The organism is Pelomonas parva (assembly GCF_043555835.1).
GTDB classification, from domain to species: Bacteria; Pseudomonadota; Gammaproteobacteria; order Burkholderiales; family Burkholderiaceae_C; genus Pelomonas; species Pelomonas parva.
The window spans coordinates 186,123-207,537 of record NZ_JBIGHV010000005.1 but is presented as its reverse complement, the minus strand read 5'-3'; the positions used below and the strand labels follow the sequence as shown (position 1 = coordinate 207,537).

Below are 21,415 nucleotides of genomic sequence, written 5' to 3'. Positions count from 1 at the left end.
TAGCTCTGTCACCGACTGACTAGAACGTCTCGGCGACGCGGAGGAAGCTCGCGAACCGCGGCTTCCCTGACGGGGTGAGGTCGCGGTAGCGGTAGGTGACCGTCGCGCCGATGGCCGGTGGGTCACGACGCTGGGCGTCGGTGAAGCCGGTGCCCAGCTTGAAGCGCACGCCCTCCGGCGTCTGCAGATCCAGCGCGCCGAGCTGTCCCGCCAGGCGACCCTTGCCGGGCTCGTGGCCGATGACGACCGCTTCGGCGTCGGCATGAGGCTTGAGCTTGAGCAGCAGGTCGCTGCGGCCGGACGCCAGCGGCGCATCGGCGCGGTGCAGCATCAGGCCTTCGCCGCCCGCGTCGACGACCTGCTTCAACTTCGCACGCAGCTCGGCATTCGACTTGAGGCGCTGCTGCTCGACCGGCACGACGATGTCGTTCGCCAGCGACTTGATCTTGTCAGCGCGCTGCTCGAACGTGCCATCACCGGCCGGCAGCTCAAACACGCGGTAAGTGATGCGGCGCCATTCGGCGTCGACCGGCTCGGCGCGCCTGACCGCAGCCGACAGCACATCGAAGCTGCGCCGTGAAATCCACAGCTCGCCGTCCAGCGGTGTCCTGGGCAGCGCCGCCAGGAACCATGCCGGCGCGGCGATCACACGGCCACTGCGAAACCGCAGCGTCGTGCCATCCCACAGCGCGCGCACGCCATCCAGCTTCTCGCTGACGAGGTAGCGCTTGGGGTCGATGCCTGCCGGCGCCGTGCGCGCCAGCAGCGGCTCCAGCGCGGCCGCCGGCAGCGCGGCCGAACCCAGCCACGCCAGCAGCGCGCGCCGGCCGAGCCTCATACCACCACCGGTTCCGGTTCCAGCCGAATGCCGAAGCGCCCGTAGACGCTCTCCTGGATGGCTCGGGCCAGCGTCACGACCTCCGCGCCGCGCGCGTCCGCCTTGTTGACCAGCACCAGCGCCTGTTTCTCGTAGACCGCCGCTCCGCCCACCATCTTCCCCTTCCAGCCGCAGGCGTCGATCATCCACCCGGCGGCCAGCTTCACGCTTCCGTCGGGCATGGGATAGTGAACGATGCCGGGGTCGCGGCCGATGATGTCCTTGCACTGCTCGGCGGTGACGACCGGGTTCTTGAAGAAGCTGCCGGCGTTGCCGATCACCGCCGGGTCGGGCAGCTTGGCGCGGCGCACGGCGACGATCCAGTCGTAGATCTGACGCGCGTCCGGCGCCGCGATGCCCGTCTCGGCCATCTTGCGTTCGATCTCCAGATAGCCCAGCACCGGCTGCCACGGCCGGGGCAGGCGAAAGCGCACCTTCGTGATGACGCTCTTGCCGGCCAGACCGCCGAAGTCACTGTGCTTGAAGACGCTGTCGCGGTAGCCAAAGCGGCAGACCTCGGCCGGCAGCAGCGCCGGCCGGCCGGTGATGAGGTCCATCACTTCGACCGCCTCCAGCCGGTCTTTCACCTCAATGCCGTAGGCGCCGATGTTCTGCACCGGCGCCGCGCCCACGGTGCCCGGGATCAACGCCATGTTCTCCAGGCCAGGGAAGCCATGGTCCAGCGTCCACGTGACCAGTTCATGCCAGACAACGCCCGCGCCCGCCTCGACGATCCAGGCGTCCGGCCGCTCCTCCAAAAGGCGGATGCCAGCAATCTCCACCTTCAGCACGACGGCCTCCACATCCTTGGTCAGCACGAGGTTGCTGCCGCCCCCCAGCACGAACTTCGGCGCCCTGCCCAACTCCGGGTGATCAACGACCCGGCGCACGTCCGCCGCCTCGCGGATGCGCACCAGGCGCTTGGCGACAGCGGGCAGGCCGAAGGTGTTGTAGGGCTTGAGATTGACGTCGGTTTCGATGCGCAGGGGAATCGGCACGCCGCTAGGCACTTCGTTCAAGGGGGTCTGTGAGGGCGAGGACATGGGAAAATTTTCGCAGACCCACACACCTCTTCTGCAAATGCCCAGCTTCGACACCGTCCTAGAACCCGATCACGTCAAGATCCGCAATGGCGTCGACAACGCCATCAAGGAAATCGGCACCCGTTTCGACTTCAAGGGCACCGGCGCCAAGGTCGAACTCAAGGACAAGGAAATCCACGCCACCGGCGACAGCGACTTCCAGTTGGAGCAGATCGAGGCCGTGCTCTACGGCAAGCTGACCAAGCAGGATGTCGTCATCAGCTTCCTCGACAAGCAGGAGAAGATCGAGAAGCTCGGCGGCGACAAGGTGCGCCAGGTCTACAAAATCAAGGAAGGCATCGAGGCGACGCTGGCCAAGAAGATCGTGACCTCGCTGAAGGAGAGCAAGCTCAAGGTCCAGGCCAGCATCCAGGGCGACGCCGTGCGCGTGACCGGCAAGAACCGTGACGATCTGCAGACGGCCATCGCCCACATGAAAAAGAGCTTCAGCGACACGCCGCTGACCTACAACAACTTCCGGGACTGAAGTGACACCCCTCGCCCAGCCCTGCACCGCTGCACGCGGGCGCGCCCGGTCGGTCCCCCAAGGGGACGGCGATGCTTGCCGGTTCGACCGGCAAGCACATCGCCAGCCGGGCCGGCTTGGGAGCGGCCCGGCGCTCGGCCCGGAATACGCCACGTTCGTGCGCCGCGTCATGCTTGTGCCGCTGCTGCTCGGCCTGGGCCTGGCGACGGCGCAGCCGCTGCCGCCGCCGGCACAGGTGCAGCTCAATGGCATGCTGGGCACCAGCGCAGCGCTGTTCCTCATCGATGGCGAGCCTCGCACCATCCGCATGGGCGAGGTGTCCAAGGGCGTCCGGCTGGTCGCACTGGAGAACGGCCGCGCCACGGTTGAGATCGCCGGCCGGCGCCAGACCCTGGTCCTCGGCGCCGCACCGGGCCGCATCGTGCCGACAACGGCGCCGCCGCGCCACATCGTCATGCCCATGGGCCCGGGCGGGCATTTCACGACGCTGGGCACGATCAATGGCCACGTCACCAGCTTCCTGGTCGATACCGGCGCCACCAGCGTCGCCATCAGCCAGATCGAGGCGGAGCGCCTGGGCCTGCGCTTCGTCAACGGCAAGCGCATCGTCACGCAGACCGCCAACGGCGCGGTGCCGGCGTACATGATCCAGTTGGCCAGCATCCGCATCGGCGAGGTCGAAGTCCGCGACGTCGTCGCCATCGTCATTCCAGGCCAGATGAACGATGTGTTGCTGGGCAACAGCTTCCTGAACCGCTTCCAGATGCGGCGCGAGAACGATGTCATGACGCTGGAGCTTCGCTACTGATCCGGCAACGGGGCCGCCCCTATCATCCGGCCCCACCCGCGCCTGAACAGAGCGTCATGACCAAATTCAATGGCCTCACAGGCCAATCTGCCCGCACCCACTTCAGCCCTAGGTTGGCCGGCCTGCTCTGCGCGCTGCTGGTGGCGGGGACCATGTCGCCTGTCTCGGCACAGACATCCAGGGAAAAGGCCGCGCGCTACTACGAAGACGCGCAGGTTCGTTTCGACAGGAAGGACGTTTCCGGCGCCATCGTCCAACTGAAGAATGCCCTGCAGATCGACAAGACCTTGCTTCCGGTCCAGTTGCTGCTTGGACGCGCACTCATGATGGACGGCCAGGTCGCTGCCGCTGAGGTTGCCATCGCCGAGGCGCTGCGACTGGGTGTGGATAGGGCCGAAGTGGCGGTCATCCTGGGTCAGGCGCTGCTGGCCCAGGGCAAGCACCAGCAATTGCTGGAGCAGGCACGCATGGCGCCAGCCGGCCTGCCCAACAGCGTGCGGCTGGCAGTCCTGCTTCAGCGGGCAACTGCCTATGCAGACCTAGGTAGCCAGGCCAACGCGCTCCAGTCCATCGAAGAGGCCCGCGCGATTGATCGCAACGCGCCGGAAACCTGGCTTGCCGAGGTGCCGGTGCGGGTACGTGCGCGCCAGTTCAAAGAGGCCACCCTTGCCGCAGACACAGCGCTCAAACTGTCCCCGAACCTTGCCGAGGCTCACTACCAGCGCGCGAGCATCAGTCACCTCAGCGGCGATATCGCGGCAGCAATCGCCGGCTACAGCGAGGCCCTGAAACTCGACACCCGTCACATCGAGTCACGACTGGCGCGCGCGGGTCTCTACATCGACAGCCACCGCGACGCAGATGCGCTTGCTGACGTTGAAGCCGCGCGCAAGCAGTTGCTGCGCGAACCTCGTGCCGCCTACTTGAAGGCGCTGCTGTCCAGCCGGGCCGGCGACCGCGTGGCTGCCAAAGCGGCCTTGCAGGAAGTTGTTGCCCTGCTCGATCCGGTCCCCATCGAGTTCATACGGTACCGTCCGCAGCTGCTCTTGCTGGCCGGCATGGCTCACTACGAGCTGGATGAATTGGGCAAGGCAAAACCTTTCCTCGAACTCTTCTGCCGCGCCCAACCCATGACGCCGGCCAGCAAGATGCTGGCGCGAATCAGCCTGCAGGAAAACAACCCCGACCAGGCCATCGAGGTGCTTGAGTCCTACCTCAAACTCGTCTCGAACGACGGTCAGGCGCTGACGATGCTGTCCGCCGCCTATCTCGGCAAGGGCCGGCACCACAAGGCCAGCCAATTGATGGAGGAAGCCCTCAAGACCCGGGATCGCCCTGAGTTCCACACCGCCCTGGGCATGGCCCTCTATCAGGGCGGCGACTCGAGCAGCGCCCGTGCGCAGTTGCTCACCGCCTTCAAGAAAGATCCGCGTCAGGTCCAAGCCGGCATGGGTCTGATCGCGCTGTATCTGCGCGAGAACCTCCCCGCCAAGGCCGTCGAAGTCGCTGATGCACTGCTCAAGCAGCAAGCTGGCAACGCCGTCTTCCTCAACCTCGCCGGCGTGGCCAGGGCCAAGGCGGGTGATTTCGGCACCGCCCGTCGACATTTCGAGGCGGCCTACGCGGCGGACCCGAAGCTCATCGCCCCACAACTCGGATTGGCCCGCCTCGACATCGCGGCCAACGCCTACGAAAGCGCCTCGCGTCGACTCAAGGCCATCCTGAAGTTGGATGAGCGAAACACCGAAGCGATGTTCGACCAGGCCGTGCTGCAACAGCGAATGGGCAAGCTTGATGAAGCACAGCGGTTGCTTGAGAACGTGGCTCAGCTTTCCGCCAAAACCGACACTCGCGCGGATTTTGCGCTGGTGGAAATGCACCTCAAGCTCAACCGCCCCAGCCAGGCCATGGAGGCCGCCAAGAGCCTGCTTGCCAAAGCACCTGATGACGTAGGGATTCTGTCCATCTACGCACGTGCACAACTTGCAAACGGCAATGCGAGCGGCGCACGCCACACACTTGTGAACGCCTCCCGCCGCGCCGGGTCGAATGCACAGATCCAGACGGACATCGCCGCGATGCAGGTGACCGCCGGCGACCTGGCTGCGGCGAACTACAGCCTCGACAAGGCACTCGGCAGCAGCCCGGATTTCCTGCCCGCCAACGTGCTGATGGCCACCATCGATCTGCAGCGCAATGAGTCAGCCATGGCTGAAGCGCGCGCCAAGCGCATCATCCAGCAGCACCCAAAACTCCCTGTCGGCCACCAGTTGCTGGGCGACATTGCGGCGGCCCGCGGACAACCCGCCGCAGCGATCGCGGCGTACCGCCAAGCCTTCAGCGTACAGCCAACATCGACCACTTTGCGACCCCTGTTCGAGTTGCTGAGCGCCAAAGGCCAACCCGGGGAAGCACGCGCTGCGGCCGAGGCCTGGCTGAAGCGCAATCCCCGCGACCTGAACATTCGCAAGGCACTGGCCAACCACCATGCTCGGAACGCCGACTTCGCGCGCTCGAAAGCAGAGTACGAAGCCGTGCTGAAAATCGCTGACGCCGACGCCGAGGCCCTGAACAACCTCAGCAATGTCCATCTGGCCCTCAAGAATCCCAAGGCTGCAATCCAGACGGCCGAAAAAGCCTTGCTCATCAGGCCGAACAACGCCCTGATCACCGACACGCTGGGCTGGGCCCTGTTCGAGGACGGCCAGACCGACGCCGCTTTGATCAAGTTACGCGATGCGCGACTGCGCGCGCCCAACAACCCCGACATCCGGTACCACCTCGCTGCCGTGTTGGCAAAAGTCGGCAAGCGCACGGAGGCCCGCGAGGAATTGACTGCAGCCATCAGGGACTACCCAAGCTTTGAGAGCCGCGAGGCCGCCAAACGACTGCTAGATGCACTCAAGTGAGGGGATGGATCTACCGTCGGAAGGCTTTACATTTCAGTCACACAAAGTTTCGATGCGCGTCTAAGTGCCTGTCGGACATAGCTTCACGAATCTGGCATTGAATTTGCTAATTTCGATGTGATTCAAATAGAACGAGCAAATCGGAGAAATTCATGACCATTGCTGCAAAACGGAAGTTGGCTTTAGCCCTGGTATCGGGCTGCACTTTGCTGGCAGCCATGTCACAAGCCCAAGCTGCGTCGACTTGGGGCATCAACGCCAGTGCCTGCCAGGCGGCCATCGGCACAAACCTCGGCACGACCGTTGGCAACTCGGCGAAATGCGCGGCGACCGACGGCGACACCAACGGCCTGACGATGTGGGCCTATGGCGCAGGTGCCGTCCGAAATACGTCGGGAGCAGTCACGGGCGCCACGGGCACCTACCAGGATGCTCAACTGGCTGCGATGAGCAGCGACGGCGTCGCCGTCAAGAGCGCCTACGAGATTGCGACCAACACCGGGTCGCCGCAACACGCGCTGGACAACAGCCCGACGAATGGTGCACCGGACCTGATCCTTCTGAAGTTCGACACTGCAGTCGCGCTCGACAAGGTCACGATTGGCTGGCGCCAGAATGACGCCGACTTCACCTTGATGGCCTACACAGGAACTTTCGGCGCAGGCTTGAATGACGGCCAAAAGGCCGATGCTCTGGTCGTCGGCAAGTCCGCATCAACGCTGACCGCCGGTGCCGGATGGGCACTCATCGAAGACAGCGGTGCGAATGGTTTCGACCCAGGCCCTGCCGCCAACTATTCCAGCGGCACCAACGTCACGCGCACGGTTAACGACGGTGACGCGGCTGGAGGCAAGAAGGATGTCGTGTCGAGCTGGTGGTTGATCTCCGCCTACAACAGCAATTTCGGCGGTGGGGCCACGTTTGACACCAACAATGACTACATCAAGCTGCTGACCTTCGCCAGCAAGGACGTCACCACCAACCAGGCGCCGGAGCCGACCAGCTTGGCGCTTGCAGGTGTCGCACTGGCTGGCATATTGGGTGTGCGCCGTCGCCGCGCCGCGCAAGGCTGAGCATCGGCACGCCGCACGAAAGGCACTCTTCGGAGTGCCTTTTTGCTTTTGAGCCCACTCGCCACGCTGTCCCTGGCAGGACAGCGCAGATACGAACGACCGTGCTAAAACGCCCGGCATTCCAATCAGACGCAGCGAGACATGGACCTCAACTTCACCGATGCGGAGCTGGCCTTCCGCGCCGAGGTGCGCGAATGGGTGCGCACCAACCTGCCGGCCGACATCGCCCACAAGGTGAGACACGCGCTGCGCCTGAACAAGGATGACCTGCAGCGCTGGGCCAAGATCCTGGGCACCAAGGGCTGGCATGGCTGGGCCTGGCCCGCGCAGTTCGGCGGCCCGGGCTGGAATGCCATCCAACGCCACCTGTTTGAAGAGGAATGCGCCCTCGCCTGCGCGCCGCGCATCGTGCCCTTCGGCCCGGTGATGGTGGCGCCGGTCATCATGGCCTTCGGCACGCCGGAGCAGCAGCAGCGCTTCCTGCCCGGCATCATGAGCGGCGAGGTCTGGTGGAGCCAGGGCTACAGCGAACCTGGCTCGGGCTCCGACCTGGCCTCCCTGAAGTGCCGCGCTGAACGCCAGGGCGACAAGTACATCGTCAACGGCCAGAAGACCTGGACCACGCTGGGTCAGTACGGCGACTGGATCTTCTGCCTGGTGCGCACGTCCTCTGAGGGCAAGCCGCAGACCGGCATCAGCTTCCTGCTGATCGACATGACCACGCCCGGCGTCAGCGTCAAGCCCATCATCATGCTGGACGGCGAGCACGAGGTGAACGAGGTCTGGTTCGACAACGTCGAGGTGCCGGCCGAGAACCTGATTGGCGAGGAGAACAAGGGCTGGACCTATGCCAAGCACCTGCTCTCGCACGAACGAACCAACATCGCCGACGTGAACCGCGCCAAGCGCGAGCTGGAGCGGCTCAAGCGCATCGCCAAGGCCGAGGGCTTGATGGACGACCAGCGCTTCCGCGACCAGATCGCGCTGTGCGAGGTCGATGTCGTCGCGCTGGAAATGATGGTGCTGCGCGTGCTGTCCGGCGAGCGCACGGGCAAGCAGCCGCTGGACGTCGCGGGCCTGTTGAAGATCCGCGGCAGCGAGCTGCAGCAGCGCTACACCGAGCTGATGATGCTGGCCGGTGGCCCGCTGGCCCTGCCCCACATCCACGAGGCGATGGAAGCCGGCTGGCAGGGCGACCAGTGGCTGGGCGGCGCCTGGCTGGGCGGTGCATCGCATGCCATCCCGCTGACCGGCAACTACCTGAACGTCCGCAAGACGACGATCTACGGCGGCTCGAACGAAGTGCAACGCAACATCGTTGCCCAGACCGTGCTCGGCTGAGCGGGAGACAAGAACATGGATTTCGATTTCAGTGAAGACCAGGAAGCCCTGCGCGACGCGGTGCGCCGTTTCGTCGACAAGGACTACAGCTTCGAGCGCCGCTCGCAGATCGCGCGGGCAGGTGGCTTCGACCGTGCCGCATGGGACGGCCTGGCCGGCCTGGGCCTGACCGCGCTGGCCGTGCCCGAGGCCCATGGCGGCCTCGGCTTCGGCGCGGTCGAGGCCATGGTGGTCATGGAAGAGCTGGGCCGGGGTCTCGTCATGGAGCCGGTGGCCCAGGGCGCGCTGATCGCGCCGGCCGTGTTGAGCCAGGCGCCGGACGAACTGCAGGCCGCCTGGCTGCCGCGCATTGCCGGTGGCGAGGCGCTGGTCGTGCTGGCACACCAGGAGGCCAGGTCGCGCTACCGCCTGAACCGGGTCGCCACACGTGCCGTCGACGGCAGGCTGACCGGCGTCAAGAGCCTCGTGCCCGCAGGCGACGTGGCTGATGCCTTCATCGTGCCGGCCCGCTTCGCCGGCAGCGACGACGCGCCGCACGGCGTTGCCCTCTACCTCGTCGAGCGCTCGGCCGCCGGCGTGCAGACGCGGCCGTATTCGCTTCACGACGGCTCCCGCGCGGCCGAAGTTCATTTCGACAACACGCCCGCCCAGCTCATCGCCGGCCCGGACCAAGGCCTCGCGCTGCTGGAGCTGGCCGCGGACATCGGCATCGCTGCGCAAGCGGCCGAAGCGATTGGCGTCATGGAGAAATACCTGGCACTGACCGTCGAATACATGAACACGCGCAAGCAGTTCGGTGTCGTGATCGCCAGCTTCCAGGCCCTCAAGCACCGCATCGCCGACGTGAAGATGCAGCTCGAACTGGCCCGCTCCATGAGCTACTACGCGACCCTGCGCCTGGGCGACATGCCCGCCGTGCGCCGCCGCGCGCTGTCGCAAGCCAAGGTCCAGCTCGGCAACTCGATGCGCTTCGTCGGCCAGCAATGCACGCAGCTGCACGGCGGCATCGGCGTCACTGACGAATATGCCGGCAGCCACTACTTCAAGCGCCTGACCGTCATGGAGATGCAGTGGGGCGACACGCTGCACCACCTCGGCGAAATCAGCCAGCGCATGCAGGACACGGCCGGCGTGTTTGCCTGAGATGCGGGGCCGAGGCCCGACAATCTGGGGCATGGCCAAACCGCTGCGACTCGACCAGATCCTGTTCTCCCAAGGCTTCGGCACCCGGCGCCTGTGCGCTGGGCTGATCGGCCACGGCGAGGTCAAGGTTGCGGGCGAGGTCGTCGACGAGCCCTGGGCCGAGTTCGACACGGCTGGCCTTCAGTTCGAGGTCGCCGGCCAGACCTGGCCCTTCTTTGACAAGGCGCTGGTCCTCCTGAACAAGCCCGCCGGCTATGAGTGCTCACAGAAGCCCAAGCACCACCCCAGCGTGCTCAGCCTGCTGCCCGCGCCGTTGCGCGAGCGCGGCGTGCAACCCATCGGCAGACTGGACGAAGACACGACCGGCCTGCTGCTGCTGACCGACGACGGCACGTTGATCCACAAGCTGACCTCGCCCAAGCACCATGTGCCCAAGGTCTACGAGGCGCGCTGCAAGCATCCGCTGACGGCCGAGATGGTGGAGCGGCTGAAGACCGGCGTGGAGCTGCGCGAGGCCGAAGGCAAGCCGGGCAGCGAAATCACCCATGCCGAGGGCGCCGAGATCGTCGACGAGACGCTGCTGCGGCTGACGCTGATCGAAGGCAAGTACCACCAGGTCAAGCGCATGGTCGCGGCCGTCGGCAACCGCGTCGAGGCGCTGCACCGGCCGCAGTTCGGTGCGCTGACGCTGCCGGCCGACCTCAAGCCCGGTGAATGGCGCTGGGTTTCGAGCCCTGCCGAGGTCTGGGGCTCGTGACGCAGCAGGGACAATGAGCCCGATGCGAGTTTTCAGAGGCTTTCACCACCCCGGCATCGCGCCTGCCTGTGCGCTGACCATCGGCAACTTCGACGGCGTGCACCGCGGCCACCAGGCCATGCTGGCGCTGCTGCAGTCCGAGGCCCGCCACCGCGGCCTGCCGACTTGCGTGATGACCTTCGAGCCGCATCCGCGCGATTTCTTCGCCACCAAAGCCGGCAAACCGGAGCTGGCGCCCGCCCGCATCGCCAATCTGCGCGACAAGCTGGTTGAGCTGGAGCGCTGCGGTGTCGACCAGGTCGTCATCCTGCGCTTTGACGAACAGCTGGCCTCGCTGCCGGCGCAGGACTTCATCCGCCGGGTGCTGCAGGAAGGGCTGGGCGCGCGCTACGTGCTGGTCGGTGACGACTTCCGCTTCGGCGCCAAGCGGCAGGGCGACTATGCGACGCTGGACGCCGCCGGTCAGGCGAAGGGCTTCGACGTGGCCCGCATGATGAGCTATGAAGTGCACGGCCTGCGCGTCAGCAGCTCGGCCGTGCGCGAGGCGCTTGCCGACGGTGACATGGCGGCTGCGGCAGCGCTGCTCGGCCGGCCCTATGCCATCACGGGTCATGTCACGCATGGCCGCAAGCTGGGGCGCCAACTGGGCGAATCCGCAGCCGGCGCCGCCGATGGCTTTCGCACGCTGAACCTGCGCTTCGCACACGACAAGCCGGCCGCCAGCGGCATCTTCGCGGTCCTCGTGCATGGCCTGTCGCCAGAGCCTTTGGCCGGTGTCGCCAGTCTCGGTCGCCGGCCCACCGTCGAGGACGCGGGCCGGGTCCTGCTAGAGGTGCACTGCCTGAGCTGGCCACTGTCTCCCGAGGGGGGCTACGGTAAACTCGCCCGCGTGGAACTGCTGCACAAACTTCGCGACGAAGCCAAGTACGACGGGCTGGATGCGCTCACGGCCGCCATTGCCGCCGACACCGAGGCAGCACGCGCCTTTCTGGCCACCCACGCCGCCCAGCGCCGCCAGACCACGCGCGACCGAATTTGAAGCGGCTCCCCGCCGCTCTTCGACCGCCCTCCCCCGTTTTTTGACCGCCAGGCTAGTCGCCTGGCCGCATGCCATGACCACGCCCGACTACCGCGCCACGCTCAACCTGCCCGACACGCCCTTCCCGATGCGCGGCGACCTGCCCAAGCGCGAGCCGGGCTGGGTCAAGTCTTGGGACGAGCAAGGCCTGTACAAGCGCCTGCGCGACGCCCGTTGCGGTGCGCCCAAGTTCGTGCTGCACGACGGCCCGCCCTATGCCAACGGTCAGATCCACATCGGCCACGCCGCCAACAAGATCCTGAAGGACATGATCGTCAAGGCACGCCAGTTGGCGGGCTTCGACGCAGCCTACATCCCGGGCTGGGACTGCCACGGCCTGCCGATAGAGAACCAGATCGAGAAGACCTTCGGCCGCGGCCTGCCGCGCGACGAGGTGCAGGCCAAGAGCCGCGCCTATGCCGGCGAGCAGATCGACGGCCAGCGCGCGGACTTCAAGAGGCTGGGCGTGCTGGGCGAGTGGGACAACCCCTATCGCACGATGAACTTCGCCAACGAGGCCGGCGAAATCCGCGTGTTGAAGCGCATGTTCGAGCGCGGCTTCGTCTACCGTGGCCTGAAGCCGGTGTACTGGTGCTTCGACTGCGGCTCTTCGCTGGCCGAGTTCGAGATCGAGTACGCGGACAAGGTGTCTCCCGCCGTGGACGTGGCCTTCCTGTCGGCCGAACCCGAGAAGCTCGCCGCCGCCTTCGGTGTCGCGCCGCTGACCAAGGACGCCTTCACTGTCATCTGGACAACGACGCCCTGGACCATCCCTGCCAACCAGGCGCTGAACCTCAACCCCGAGCTGCCCTACGCGCTGGTCGACACGCCCAAGGGCTACTTCGTTGTCGCCGAGGCGCTGGTGCAAAAGTGCCTGGCGCGCTGGCAACTGGAAGGCAGCGTCGTCGCCACCGTGCCCGGCCGCGCACTGGAGCTGCTGAAGTTCAAGCACCCGCTGGCGCACGTGCACCCCGGCTATGACCGCGAGAGCCCGGTCTACCTGGCCGACTACGCGACGGCCGAGGACGGCACCGGCGTCGTCCACTCCGCGCCCGCCTATGGCCTGGACGACTTCCAGTCCTGCGTCGCCCACGGCCTGGCCTTCGACGACATCCTGAACCCCGTGCAGGGCAACGGCGCCTACGCGGCCGACCTGCCGCTGTTCGGTGGCCAGCACATCTGGAAGGCCAATGCGGTCGTCGCGCAGACGCTGCTGGACAACGGCCGCCTGATGGCCCAGTCCAAGCTGACGCACAGCTACCCGCATTGCTGGCGCCACAAGTCGCCGGTCATCTACCGCGCCGCCGCGCAGTGGTTCGTGCGTATGGACGAGGGCGACGGTCTGTTCACGACCGATAAGGCGCCGGACAGCCTGCGCAAGACCGCACTCGCGGCCATCGAAGCAACGAGCTTCTATCCCGAGAACGGCCGCGCCCGCCTGCACGACATGATCGCCGGCCGGCCCGACTGGTGCATCTCGCGCCAGCGCAGCTGGGGCGTGCCGCTGCCCATCTTCCTGCACAAGGACACGGGCGAGGCGCACCCGAACACGCTGGACTTCATCGAGCGCGCCGCGCAGCTGGTGGAGGCCAACGGCATCGAAGCCTGGTCCAAGCTGGACGCCGCTGAGTGGCTGGGCGAGGAAGCCGCCCAGTACACCAAGGGCAACGACATCCTGGATGTCTGGTTCGACTCCGGGTCGACCTTTGAGCATGTGCTCAAGGGCAGCCACAAGGGCGCCGGCCACGAAACCGGCCCCGAGGCGGACCTGTACCTGGAAGGCCATGACCAGCACCGCGGCTGGTTCCACTCGTCGCTGCTGATCGCCTGCGCGCTGTACGGCCGCGCACCCTACAAGGGCCTGCTGACCCACGGCTTCGTCGTCGACGGCAAGGGCCGCAAGATGAGCAAGTCGGACGGCAACGTCGTGGCGCCGCAGGCCGTGTCGGACAAATACGGCGCCGAGATCCTGCGCCTGTGGACGGCCGCAACGGACTACTCGGGCGACCTCGGCCTGGACGACAAGATCCTCGCGCGCGTGGTGGACAGCTATCGCCGCGTGCGCAACACGCTGCGCTTCCTGCTCGCCAACGTCAGCGACTTCGACCCGGCGACGGACGCCGTCGCGCCTGAAGACCTGCTGGAAGTCGACCGCTACGCGCTGGCCCGCGCCGCCGAGCTGCAGGCCGACATCCTGGCCCACTTCGAGCGCTACGAGTTCCACCCTGTGGTCTCGAAGCTGCAGGTCTATTGCTCCGAGGACCTCGGCGCCTTCTACCTGGACGTGCTGAAGGACCGCCTATACACGACCGCGCCCAAGAGCCTCGCGCGCCGCTCGGCGCAGACGGCGCTGTGGCAGATCACGCACGCCATGCTGCGATGGATGGCGCCCTTCCTCAGCTTCACCGCTGAAGAGGCTTGGGCAATCTTTGGCAAGGGCGAGAGCATCTTCACCGAGACCTACTGGGACTTTGGCAAGACCGACGCCGCACTGCTTGCCAAGTGGCAACGCATCCACGCCATCCGCGACGAGGTCAACAAGGCCATCGAGGCGGTGCGCGTGACGGGTGCCGTCGGCGCCTCGCTGCAAGCCGAGCTGGTGCTCAAGGTCAACGAGCAGGACCAGATGCTGCTCGCCAGCCTGGGCGACGACCTGCGCTTCGTCTTCATCACATCGGCGGTCAGGCTGGTGTCGGCGACGGAACTGGGCGTCACCGTCACGCCCAGCCCGCACGCCAAGTGCGAGCGCTGCTGGCACTACCGCGCTGATGTCGGCAGCATCGCCGCCCACCCGACGCTGTGCGGTCGCTGCGACAGCAACCTGCACGGCACGGGCGAGACCCGCACCATCGCCTGAGCCCGCCATGCCCAAGACCTCCTCCACGCCCGGCCTGTCGCAATGGCTGCTCGTCGCCGCCCTCATCATCGTCGCCGACCAGCTCACCAAGGTGCTCGTCATCGGCGCCTTCCAGCTCGGTGACACGCGCCCCGTCACCGGCTTCTTCAACCTCGTGCGCGCCCACAACTACGGCGCCGCCTTCAGCTTCCTGCACACGGCGTCCGGCTGGCAGCGCTGGTTCTTCATCGGCCTGGGGCTGGTGGCCGCCTGCTTCATCATCTGGATGCTGCGTCGCCACGGCCAACAGCGCATGTTCGCCTGGGCACTGACCCTCATCCTGGGCGGCGCCTTGGGCAACGTCATCGACCGCGCGGTCCACGGCTACGTCGTCGACTTCATCCAGGTTCACGCCGGCGGCTGGTATTTCCCGGCCTTCAACGTCGCCGACAGCGCCATCTCCGTCGGCGCGGTGCTGCTGATCCTGGACGAACTGCGGCGCGTCCGTAAAGGCTGACCCGCCGAGATGCGTGCCGTGCATTCGTTCACACGGGCTCGTGTGACGGAAAGTGACAATCGCGCGCCTTTATCTCGCCTCCGATGCTCCTCGACTTCGCCAGCCTGAGCCACTACGACTGGCTTGACGTGCCACTCTGGGTCTTTGACCCCGAGCAGCGGCGCAACCTCTGGGCCAATGCTGCGGCGTTGCGCTTCTGGCATGCCGACAGCGCCGAGGAGTTCCTGTCGCGCGACTTCTCCGAGCACGGCGACGCCGTGCAGGAGCGCCTGGCCGTCACGGCGGCAGACCATGCGCAGGGCAAGATCGTCCGCGAGCTGTGGACGCTCTACCCCAAGGGCGAGCCCACCTCGGTGATGCTGGTCTCGCGTGGCATGCGCACGCCGGACCGCCGCCAGGTCATGCTGTTCGCGGCCGACTCGCTGGGCGGCGGCGCCGACCTGTCCATGCTGCGCGGCGTCGAGGCCTTGCAGCACACCTCCGCGCGCATCGCCGTCTTCACGCTGCAGGGCGGCGAGCTGCTGATGCGCAACCCCGCCGCCGCGCTGACCTTCGGCGACACGCCGCCACCCGCTGGCGGCAGCGAGTTCAGCCGCCTGTTTGCCCACTGGCATGACGCGGCCGGCATCCTCGCCCGCGTGCAGCGCGGCGAGACCTGCCGCCAGGACGTCGAACTGCAGACGCTGGCCGGCCCCTGCTGGCATGCCTTGGACGCGCGACCCATGCGCGACCCCATCACCGGCGACACCGTCATGCTGCTCAACGCACGCGATATCGCCGACCTCAAGGCCAGCCAGGCCGCCCTCGTCGCCGCCCGCGAGGCCGCCGAGGCCGCCAGCCAGGCCAAGAGCAGCTTCCTGGCCAACATGAGCCACGAGATCCGCACGCCCATGAACGGCGTGCTGGGCCTGACCGAGCTGGTGCTGCAGACCGAGCTGAGCGAGCGGCAGCGCCGCTTCATCGGCATGGCCCACCAGTCCGCCAAGGGCTTGATGACCATCATCAATGACCTGCTGGACGTGGCCAAGATCGAGGCCGGCCGCATCGTCATGGACGAGCAACCGTTCAGCCTGCACGACTGTCTCGGCGAGGCCGTTCAGCCGCTGTTGCTGCAGGCGCACGACAAGGGCATCCAGTTGCACGCGCTCGTGCAGCCGGGCGTGCCGGCCGACCTGGTGGGCGATGCGCTGCGCTTGCGCCAGGTGCTGATCAACCTGATCGGCAATGCGCTGAAATTCACCGAGCACGGTGAAGTCCGCGTCGAGATTGCCCGCGCCGACGCCCACGCCGACGACAGCCCCGATCGGCTGCGCCTGCGCATCGCTGTGACCGACACCGGCATCGGCATGACGCGCGACCAGATCGGCCAGATCTTCGACCCCTTCACGCAGGCCGACGGCAGCATCACCCGCCGCTACGGCGGCACCGGCCTGGGCCTGACCATCGTGCAGCGCCTAGTCCACCTGATGGGCGGCGAGGTGGCCGTGGAAAGCGCGCCGGGCGTGGGCTCCAGCTTCAGCTTCGAGATTGCGGTGGGGCTGGTGGGGCAACGGCTGGCGGAGCCAGAACCCCAGTGCGAGGTTCGGGCCGCCTAGGCAACCCACGCGAACCGGGGGGCGAGCTGATGCGTCGATGTAACCAGTTGCGGCCGATACTGGCGACATCCCCTAAATCGAAGGATGTTGTCATGTTGAGAAATGCCGTTGCACTTGCCGCCGCCCTGATTTGCGGCGTTGCTTTCGCTGGCACGCCCCTCACGCTGGTCCAGGACACGACTGATCCGAGCATCTGGTCGGCCAGCTTCAACGGCCTGGCAACTGGCGACAACGAGTTCACCTTCGACCTGTCCGGTCCCGAGTTCGCGGGTTGGACCGACTTCGATCTGTTTCCGTTCGTCGTGCAGGCCAGCGCCGGAGCGACGCAAGGGTATGACGTGACGAACGTCACCATCGATGGGGTGAGCGCCTTTGCCTTGATCGACGACGGCGTTCCCGGTTTCTTCAGCGTCGACCTCTGGACCTACAACGACGGCTGGCTGACGCGCGGCCCGCACACCATCGTGGTGACCGGCAATCTCATCGGTGGCACCACAGGCTTCACCGGCTCGCTGAACATCGCTGCCCAGCCTGTGCCCGAGCCCGAAAGCTATGCGCTGATGCTGGCCGGTCTGGCCGCTGTCGGTGCCATCGTGCGTCGCCGCAGCCGCTGAATCGAACTGCTTCGCTGACAGAGGCCGGCTCTGCCGGCCTTTGTCCTATCAGGGCAGCAGCACAGCGCTGCCCAGCAAGCGGCGCGCTTCCAAGTCGCGATGCGCCTCGGCGGCGTCGGCCAGCGCATATCGCTTGTCGATGCGGATGCCGACCTGCCCGCTGCCCACCATCGCAAACAGGTCGTCGCCCATCGCCTGGGTGGTTTCGCGCGTGGCGATGTGCGTGAACAGCGTCGGCCGCGTCAGGTAAAGCGAGCCCTTGGCCGCCAGCGTGCCGACGTTGAACGCCGGCACCGGCCCGGAGGCGCCACCGAAGCTGACCATCAGGCCGAAGGGCGCCAGGCTGTTCAGCGAGCCCTCCCAGGTGTCCGCGCCCACCGAGTCGTAGACCACCTTCACGCCGCGCCCGCCGGTGATGTCGCGCACCCGGGCGGCGAAGTCCTCGCGGCGATAGTCGATCGCATGGGTCGCGCCGTGCTCCAGCGCCAGTTGGCATTTCTCGGCGCTGCCTGCCGTGGCGATCAACTGCAGGCCCAGCGCCCGTGCCCATTGGCAGGCGATCAGGCCGACACCGCCGGCGGCGGCATGGAAGAGGATGAAATCACCCGCCTGCAGCCCGCCCTGCGGCAACGTCCGGCGTAGCAGGTATTGCACCGTCAGCCCCTTGAGCATCATGGCTGCCGCCGTCTCGAAGGCGATGGCGTCGGGCAGCTTCAGCACCGCCTTTGCTGGCATCACGCGCGCCGTCGCGTATGCGCCCGGCGGCTGGCTGGCGTAGGCGGCGCGGTCCCCGGGTGCCAGGTGCGTGACGCCCTCGCCCACCGCCTCGACGACGCCCGCGCCTTCCATGCCCAGCCGGGCCGGCAGCGGCAGCGGGTAGGCGCCGTTGCGGTGGTAGACGTCGATGTAGTTCAGGCCGCAGGCCGCGTGGCGGATGCGAATCTCGCCCGGGCCGGGCGCGCCGACCTCCACGTCCACCAGCTTCAGTTGTTCCGGCCCGCCGGGGGCCTCGATGACCACGGCCTTGTCGCTCATGCAGCGTCTCCAATTGCAAGGTCGGCTATCGTGCCAGCCCTTTGCCCACCGCGTCGCCGCTGATGAAGCTGACCCCACGCCTTGCCCTGCTGCTGACGCTGCCGCCGCTGCTGTGGGCCGGCAACGCCGTCGTCGGCAGGCTGGTGCGCAACGACATCCCGCCTATGGCACTGAACGCGCTGCGCTGGGGGCTGGCCTTGCTGCTGCTCGCGCCGCTGGCCTGGCGCCTGCTGGCCCATCCGCGCGAGGCGCTGGTGCGCTGGCGCAGCCTGGCCTGGCTGGGCTTCCTCGGCATGGGTTGCTACAACGCGCTGCAGTACCTGGCGCTGCACACCTCGTCGCCGCTGAACGTGACGCTGATCACCGCCAGCATGCCGGTGTGGATGCTGGGCGTCGGCGCCCTGTTCTACGACGTGAAACCGACCCGCCGTCAGTGGGCCGGTGCGGTGCTGTCGCTGGCCGGCGTGGCGCTGGTCATCGCGCGCGGCGACCCGGCGGCGCTGCTGGCCGTGCATTTCGTGCCGGGCGACCTGCTGATGCTGGTGGCCATCTTCACCTGGGCCGTCTACTCGTGGATTCTGGCGCGGCCAATGCAGGGCCTGCGGCCGGGCGAGAAGCCCGGCTGGAACTGGGCCGAGGCGTTGATGGCGCAGTTGATGTTCGGCGTGGTGTTCTCGGCCGTGTCGGCCGGCGTGGAGCAGGCCGTCGCGCCTGCGGCCATCCACTGGAGCCCGACGCTGGTCTTGGCTCTGGCCTATGTCGCCATCGGCCCGTCGCTGATCGCCTACCGCTGCTGGGGCCTGGGCGTGGCGGAGGCAGGGCCGGCGCTGGCCGGCTTCTTCGTCAACCTGACGCCGGTGTTCGCCGCCATCATCTCGGCCGCCCTGCTCGGCCACATGCCGGCGTGGTACCACGGCGCGGCCTTCGCGCTGATCGCGGCAGGCATCCTCGTGTCCTCACGTTGATGCGCATCGTGCACGTGGACGACCGCCTGGTCGTCATCGACAAGCCGCCCGGGCTGCTCAGCGTGCCGGGCCGCACCGAGCCGGACTGCGCAAGCGCCCGGGTCCAGCGGCTCTACCCCGACGCCCTCGTCGTGCATCGCCTCGACCAGGCCACGTCCGGACTGCTGCTGTTTGCGCGTGGCGTGCAGGCGCAGCGCGAGCTCAGCGCCGACTTCGCCGATCGCCGCGTCGAGAAGCTCTATGTCGCCGTCGTCGCCGGCCGGCTGGAAGGCGAAGGCGTTATCGACCTGCCGCTGGGTGCCGACTGGCCCAACCGCCCACGCCAGCAGGTGAACATTGAAAGCGGCAAGCCGTCCCAGACGCGCTGGCGCGTGATCGGCCACGAAGGCAGCTCGACGCGCGTTGCGCTGGAGCCGCTCACGGGCCGCACCCACCAGTTGCGCGTGCACCTCGCCCACATCGGCCATGCCATCCTGGGCGATACCCTCTACGCCGCGCCCGACATCGCAGCCACCAGCCCGCGCCTGCTGCTGCATGCAAGCGAACTGCGCGTTAGCGGCCATTGCTTCTCCAGCCCACCGGAGTTCTGAATGCATCTCTACCTCGTCACCGGCAGCTCGCGCGGCCTGGGCGCCGCCCTCGCCGAACAGCTGACCCAGCCCGGCAACGCCGTCGTCGGCATCGCCCGTCGCCTCAACCCGGCGCTGAAGGCCGAGCAATGGACGCTGGACCTCGCCGACCCGCTGCCCGCCGCCGAGCGCCTGCAGACCTGGCTGCGCGCCAACGCGGGCTGGGAGAGCGCCACGCTGATCAACAACGCCGCACTGCTGAGCGCCCCCGGCCCGCTGGCCGCGACCAACCTGGCCACGCTGTCCGCCGCACTGCGAGTGGGGCTGGAGGCGCCAGCATTGCTGAGCCGCGTCTTCCTGGCCGAGACCGCCGGCGTGCCCAGGCGGCGCATCCTCAACATCTCCTCCGGCCTGGGCCGCCGCGCCATGGCCGGCAGCTCGGCCTACTGCGCCGTCAAGGCGGGGCTGGACCATCTGAGCCGCGCACTGGCACTGGAGGCGCCCGACGTCGGCGTCGTGTCGCTGGCGCCCGGCGTCATCGACACCGACATGCAGGTGCAGTTGCGCGGCGCCGACCCGGCTCAGTTCCCCGAACAGGCGCGCTTCCAGGGACTGAAGGATGGAGGGCAGTTGCAGACGGCCGAGGCAACGGCATCCACCATCATTCAGTTCCTGGCTAGTCCACACTTCGGCAAAACCACCGTCGCCGACATCCGCGATGCTTGAAAATGCTGAGCCGAGTCCTCAGCTACGCTGGGCTCATTCCCAATCTTCTGGAGACTGCACGTGAACCGCATCCTCGCTGTGAGCCTGGCCGCCTTGTTGGCCTTCGCACTGCCCGTCCATGACGCCGAGGCCAAGCGCCTGGGCGGCGGTGGCGTGAAGCGCAACGTCCCCACCCAGACGACGCCGCAGACGCCGGCCCCGTCGCCTCAACAGGCCGCTCCTGCCAAGCAGGCTGCGGCCACGCCGGCCGCCGGTGCAGCCGCTGCGCCCAAGCGCTCCTGGATGGGCCCCATCGCCGGCCTGGCCGCAGGCCTGGGCCTGGCCGCGCTGGCCAGCCACCTCGGCTTCGGCGCCGAGCTGGCCAACATCATGACCATGGTGCTGTTCGGCCTGTTGGCGGTCGTCGTCATCGGCTTCCTGATGCGCCGCTTCGGCGGCCGCAAGCCGCAACTGGCTGGCGCCAATGGCGCCAACGTCTCGCGCTTCGACGCGCAGCCGCAGCAGCCGGCCTGGAACCCGCAGCCCGCCGCAGGCGCCATGGGCGGCGCGGCCGCCGCCAGCGCGCCGGCCGCAGTGCCGGAAGGCTTCGACACCGATGGCTTCGAGAAGATCGCCAAGCAGGTCTTCATCCGCCTGCAGGCCGCCAACGACGCCGCCGACCAAGCCGACCTGCGCCGTTTCACGACGCCGCAGATGTACGCCAGCATCCAGCACGACCTGCTGGAGCGCGGCAGCAAGGAGCAACGCACCGAGGTACTGCAGCTCGATGCCAGCGTCGTCGATGTGGCGACGGAGAACGGCGAGCAAGTCGTGTCGGTGCGCTTCTGGGGCCTGGTGCGCGAGGACAGTGAGCAGGCAGCCGCCGACTTCGACGAGGTCTGGCATCTGGTCCAGTCCGGCCAGGGCTGGCTGATCGCCGGCATCCAGCAGACGGCCTGATCCAGGCCAGACCATGACGACCGGCATCCCGGGTTAGACCCGAGCCGGACCGGCACGAAAATGG

Annotated in this window: 19 protein-coding genes; 16 read left to right on the top strand and 3 right to left on the bottom strand. The window is 67.3% G+C overall.

The window, feature by feature from the left end; all coding sequences use genetic code 11:
• Window positions 1-19: 19 nt before the first annotated feature.
• Both ACG00Y_RS14750 and murB read right to left on the bottom strand, forming a co-directional pair.
• Window positions 20-838, bottom strand: coding sequence for a DNA ligase (locus ACG00Y_RS14750; RefSeq protein WP_394480043.1), 819 nt, complete (start codon window positions 836-838; stop codon window positions 20-22).
• Window positions 835-1,863: a UDP-N-acetylmuramate dehydrogenase gene (gene murB / locus ACG00Y_RS14745; protein ID WP_394480626.1), complete on the bottom strand. Its 1,029-nt coding sequence runs from the start codon at window positions 1,861-1,863 to the stop codon at window positions 835-837. The genes ACG00Y_RS14750 and murB overlap by 4 nt, the downstream gene beginning before the upstream one ends.
• Before the next feature lie 94 nt (window positions 1,864-1,957).
• Here murB and ACG00Y_RS14740 point away from each other — a divergent pair, with 94 nt between their 5' ends.
• From ACG00Y_RS14740 to ACG00Y_RS14685, 12 genes are all read left to right on the top strand, one after another.
• Complete coding sequence (locus ACG00Y_RS14740) at window positions 1,958-2,446, top strand: YajQ family cyclic di-GMP-binding protein (protein WP_394480041.1); 489 nt, start codon at window positions 1,958-1,960, stop codon at window positions 2,444-2,446.
• A 169-nt stretch (window positions 2,447-2,615) separates the two neighbouring features.
• Entirely contained in the window at window positions 2,616-3,254 is a 639-nt protein-coding gene (locus tag ACG00Y_RS14735; RefSeq protein WP_394480039.1) for a retropepsin-like aspartic protease family protein, read from the top strand.
• 56 nt (window positions 3,255-3,310) lie between these two features.
• A complete protein-coding gene (prsT, locus tag ACG00Y_RS14730; protein WP_394480037.1) occupies window positions 3,311-6,163 on the top strand; it encodes an XrtA/PEP-CTERM system TPR-repeat protein PrsT in 2,853 nt (950 codons plus the stop codon).
• Between the two features lie 152 nt (window positions 6,164-6,315).
• Entirely contained in the window at window positions 6,316-7,236 is a 921-nt protein-coding gene (gene xdp1, locus ACG00Y_RS14725) for an exosortase-dependent surface protein XDP1 (protein ID WP_394480035.1), read from the top strand.
• A 141-nt stretch (window positions 7,237-7,377) separates the two neighbouring features.
• Entirely contained in the window at window positions 7,378-8,577 is a 1,200-nt protein-coding gene (locus ACG00Y_RS14720) for an acyl-CoA dehydrogenase family protein (protein WP_394480034.1), read from the top strand.
• A gap of 15 nt (window positions 8,578-8,592) precedes the next feature.
• Window positions 8,593-9,720 carry an acyl-CoA dehydrogenase family protein gene (locus tag ACG00Y_RS14715; protein WP_394480033.1) on the top strand — a complete coding sequence of 376 codons (1,128 nt, stop codon included), beginning with the start codon at window positions 8,593-8,595 and terminating at the stop codon, window positions 9,718-9,720.
• A gap of 43 nt (window positions 9,721-9,763) precedes the next feature.
• Window positions 9,764-10,477, top strand: coding sequence for a pseudouridine synthase (locus tag ACG00Y_RS14710; protein WP_394480624.1), 714 nt, complete (start codon window positions 9,764-9,766; stop codon window positions 10,475-10,477).
• 22 nt (window positions 10,478-10,499) lie between these two features.
• Window positions 10,500-11,516 carry a bifunctional riboflavin kinase/FAD synthetase gene (locus tag ACG00Y_RS14705; RefSeq protein WP_394480031.1) on the top strand — a complete coding sequence of 339 codons (1,017 nt, stop codon included), beginning with the start codon at window positions 10,500-10,502 and terminating at the stop codon, window positions 11,514-11,516.
• A gap of 73 nt (window positions 11,517-11,589) precedes the next feature.
• On the top strand, window positions 11,590-14,412 hold the full coding sequence (gene ileS, locus ACG00Y_RS14700; RefSeq protein WP_394480030.1) for an isoleucine--tRNA ligase: 2,823 nt from the start codon (window positions 11,590-11,592) through the stop codon (window positions 14,410-14,412).
• A 7-nt stretch (window positions 14,413-14,419) separates the two neighbouring features.
• Window positions 14,420-14,908, top strand: a complete 489-nt coding sequence (gene lspA / locus ACG00Y_RS14695) for a signal peptidase II (protein ID WP_394480028.1) — start codon at window positions 14,420-14,422, stop codon at window positions 14,906-14,908.
• Between the two features lie 83 nt (window positions 14,909-14,991).
• Window positions 14,992-16,503: a hybrid sensor histidine kinase/response regulator gene (locus tag ACG00Y_RS14690; protein ID WP_394480026.1), complete on the top strand. Its 1,512-nt coding sequence runs from the start codon at window positions 14,992-14,994 to the stop codon at window positions 16,501-16,503.
• A 29-nt stretch (window positions 16,504-16,532) separates the two neighbouring features.
• Window positions 16,533-17,117 (top strand): FxDxF family PEP-CTERM protein, encoded by a 585-nt coding sequence (locus ACG00Y_RS14685; protein WP_394480024.1) that lies wholly within the window; start codon window positions 16,533-16,535, stop codon window positions 17,115-17,117.
• A 48-nt stretch (window positions 17,118-17,165) separates the two neighbouring features.
• Here ACG00Y_RS14685 and ACG00Y_RS14680 read toward each other — a convergent pair whose 3' ends face one another.
• Window positions 17,166-18,152 (bottom strand): quinone oxidoreductase family protein, encoded by a 987-nt coding sequence (locus ACG00Y_RS14680; protein ID WP_394480022.1) that lies wholly within the window; start codon window positions 18,150-18,152, stop codon window positions 17,166-17,168.
• A gap of 62 nt (window positions 18,153-18,214) precedes the next feature.
• Between ACG00Y_RS14680 and ACG00Y_RS14675 the strand changes: the two genes are divergently transcribed.
• The 4 genes from ACG00Y_RS14675 to ACG00Y_RS14660 are packed head-to-tail and all read left to right on the top strand — an operon-like array spanning window position 18,215 to window position 21,351.
• Window positions 18,215-19,117 (top strand): DMT family transporter, encoded by a 903-nt coding sequence (locus ACG00Y_RS14675; protein WP_394480020.1) that lies wholly within the window; start codon window positions 18,215-18,217, stop codon window positions 19,115-19,117.
• Window positions 19,117-19,707, top strand: coding sequence for an RluA family pseudouridine synthase (locus ACG00Y_RS14670; RefSeq protein ID WP_394480018.1), 591 nt, complete (start codon window positions 19,117-19,119; stop codon window positions 19,705-19,707). Before ACG00Y_RS14675 ends, ACG00Y_RS14670 begins: the two co-directional genes overlap by 1 nt.
• Window positions 19,708-20,412 carry an SDR family NAD(P)-dependent oxidoreductase gene (locus ACG00Y_RS14665; RefSeq protein ID WP_394480017.1) on the top strand — a complete coding sequence of 235 codons (705 nt, stop codon included), beginning with the start codon at window positions 19,708-19,710 and terminating at the stop codon, window positions 20,410-20,412.
• Between the two features lie 60 nt (window positions 20,413-20,472).
• Window positions 20,473-21,351, top strand: coding sequence for a Tim44 domain-containing protein (locus ACG00Y_RS14660; protein ID WP_394480015.1), 879 nt, complete (start codon window positions 20,473-20,475; stop codon window positions 21,349-21,351).
• The last annotated feature ends 64 nt before the right edge of the window (window positions 21,352-21,415 follow it).

What these genes read in the sequence shown, in the direction of transcription:
- ACG00Y_RS14680 (WP_394480022.1), bottom strand. Translation starts at nt 18,152, where the DNA reads ATGAGCGACAAGGCCGTGGTCATCGAGGCCCCCGGCGGGCCGGAACAA.
- ACG00Y_RS14715 (WP_394480033.1), top strand. Translation starts at nt 8,593, where the DNA reads ATGGATTTCGATTTCAGTGAAGACCAGGAAGCCCTGCGCGACGCGGTG.
- ACG00Y_RS14670 (WP_394480018.1), top strand. Translation starts at nt 19,117, where the DNA reads ATGCGCATCGTGCACGTGGACGACCGCCTGGTCGTCATCGACAAGCCG.
- ACG00Y_RS14675 (WP_394480020.1), top strand. Translation starts at nt 18,215, where the DNA reads ATGAAGCTGACCCCACGCCTTGCCCTGCTGCTGACGCTGCCGCCGCTG.
- ileS (WP_394480030.1), top strand. Translation starts at nt 11,590, where the DNA reads ATGACCACGCCCGACTACCGCGCCACGCTCAACCTGCCCGACACGCCC.
- ACG00Y_RS14720 (WP_394480034.1), top strand. Translation starts at nt 7,378, where the DNA reads ATGGACCTCAACTTCACCGATGCGGAGCTGGCCTTCCGCGCCGAGGTG.
- ACG00Y_RS14685 (WP_394480024.1), top strand. Translation starts at nt 16,533, where the DNA reads ATGCGTCGATGTAACCAGTTGCGGCCGATACTGGCGACATCCCCTAAA.
- prsT (WP_394480037.1), top strand. Translation starts at nt 3,311, where the DNA reads ATGACCAAATTCAATGGCCTCACAGGCCAATCTGCCCGCACCCACTTC.
- ACG00Y_RS14750 (WP_394480043.1), bottom strand. Translation starts at nt 838, where the DNA reads ATGAGGCTCGGCCGGCGCGCGCTGCTGGCGTGGCTGGGTTCGGCCGCG.
- ACG00Y_RS14735 (WP_394480039.1), top strand. Translation starts at nt 2,616, where the DNA reads ATGCTTGTGCCGCTGCTGCTCGGCCTGGGCCTGGCGACGGCGCAGCCG.
- ACG00Y_RS14705 (WP_394480031.1), top strand. Translation starts at nt 10,500, where the DNA reads ATGCGAGTTTTCAGAGGCTTTCACCACCCCGGCATCGCGCCTGCCTGT.
- xdp1 (WP_394480035.1), top strand. Translation starts at nt 6,316, where the DNA reads ATGACCATTGCTGCAAAACGGAAGTTGGCTTTAGCCCTGGTATCGGGC.
- ACG00Y_RS14740 (WP_394480041.1), top strand. Translation starts at nt 1,958, where the DNA reads ATGCCCAGCTTCGACACCGTCCTAGAACCCGATCACGTCAAGATCCGC.
- lspA (WP_394480028.1), top strand. Translation starts at nt 14,420, where the DNA reads ATGCCCAAGACCTCCTCCACGCCCGGCCTGTCGCAATGGCTGCTCGTC.
- ACG00Y_RS14690 (WP_394480026.1), top strand. Translation starts at nt 14,992, where the DNA reads ATGCTCCTCGACTTCGCCAGCCTGAGCCACTACGACTGGCTTGACGTG.
- ACG00Y_RS14665 (WP_394480017.1), top strand. Translation starts at nt 19,708, where the DNA reads ATGCATCTCTACCTCGTCACCGGCAGCTCGCGCGGCCTGGGCGCCGCC.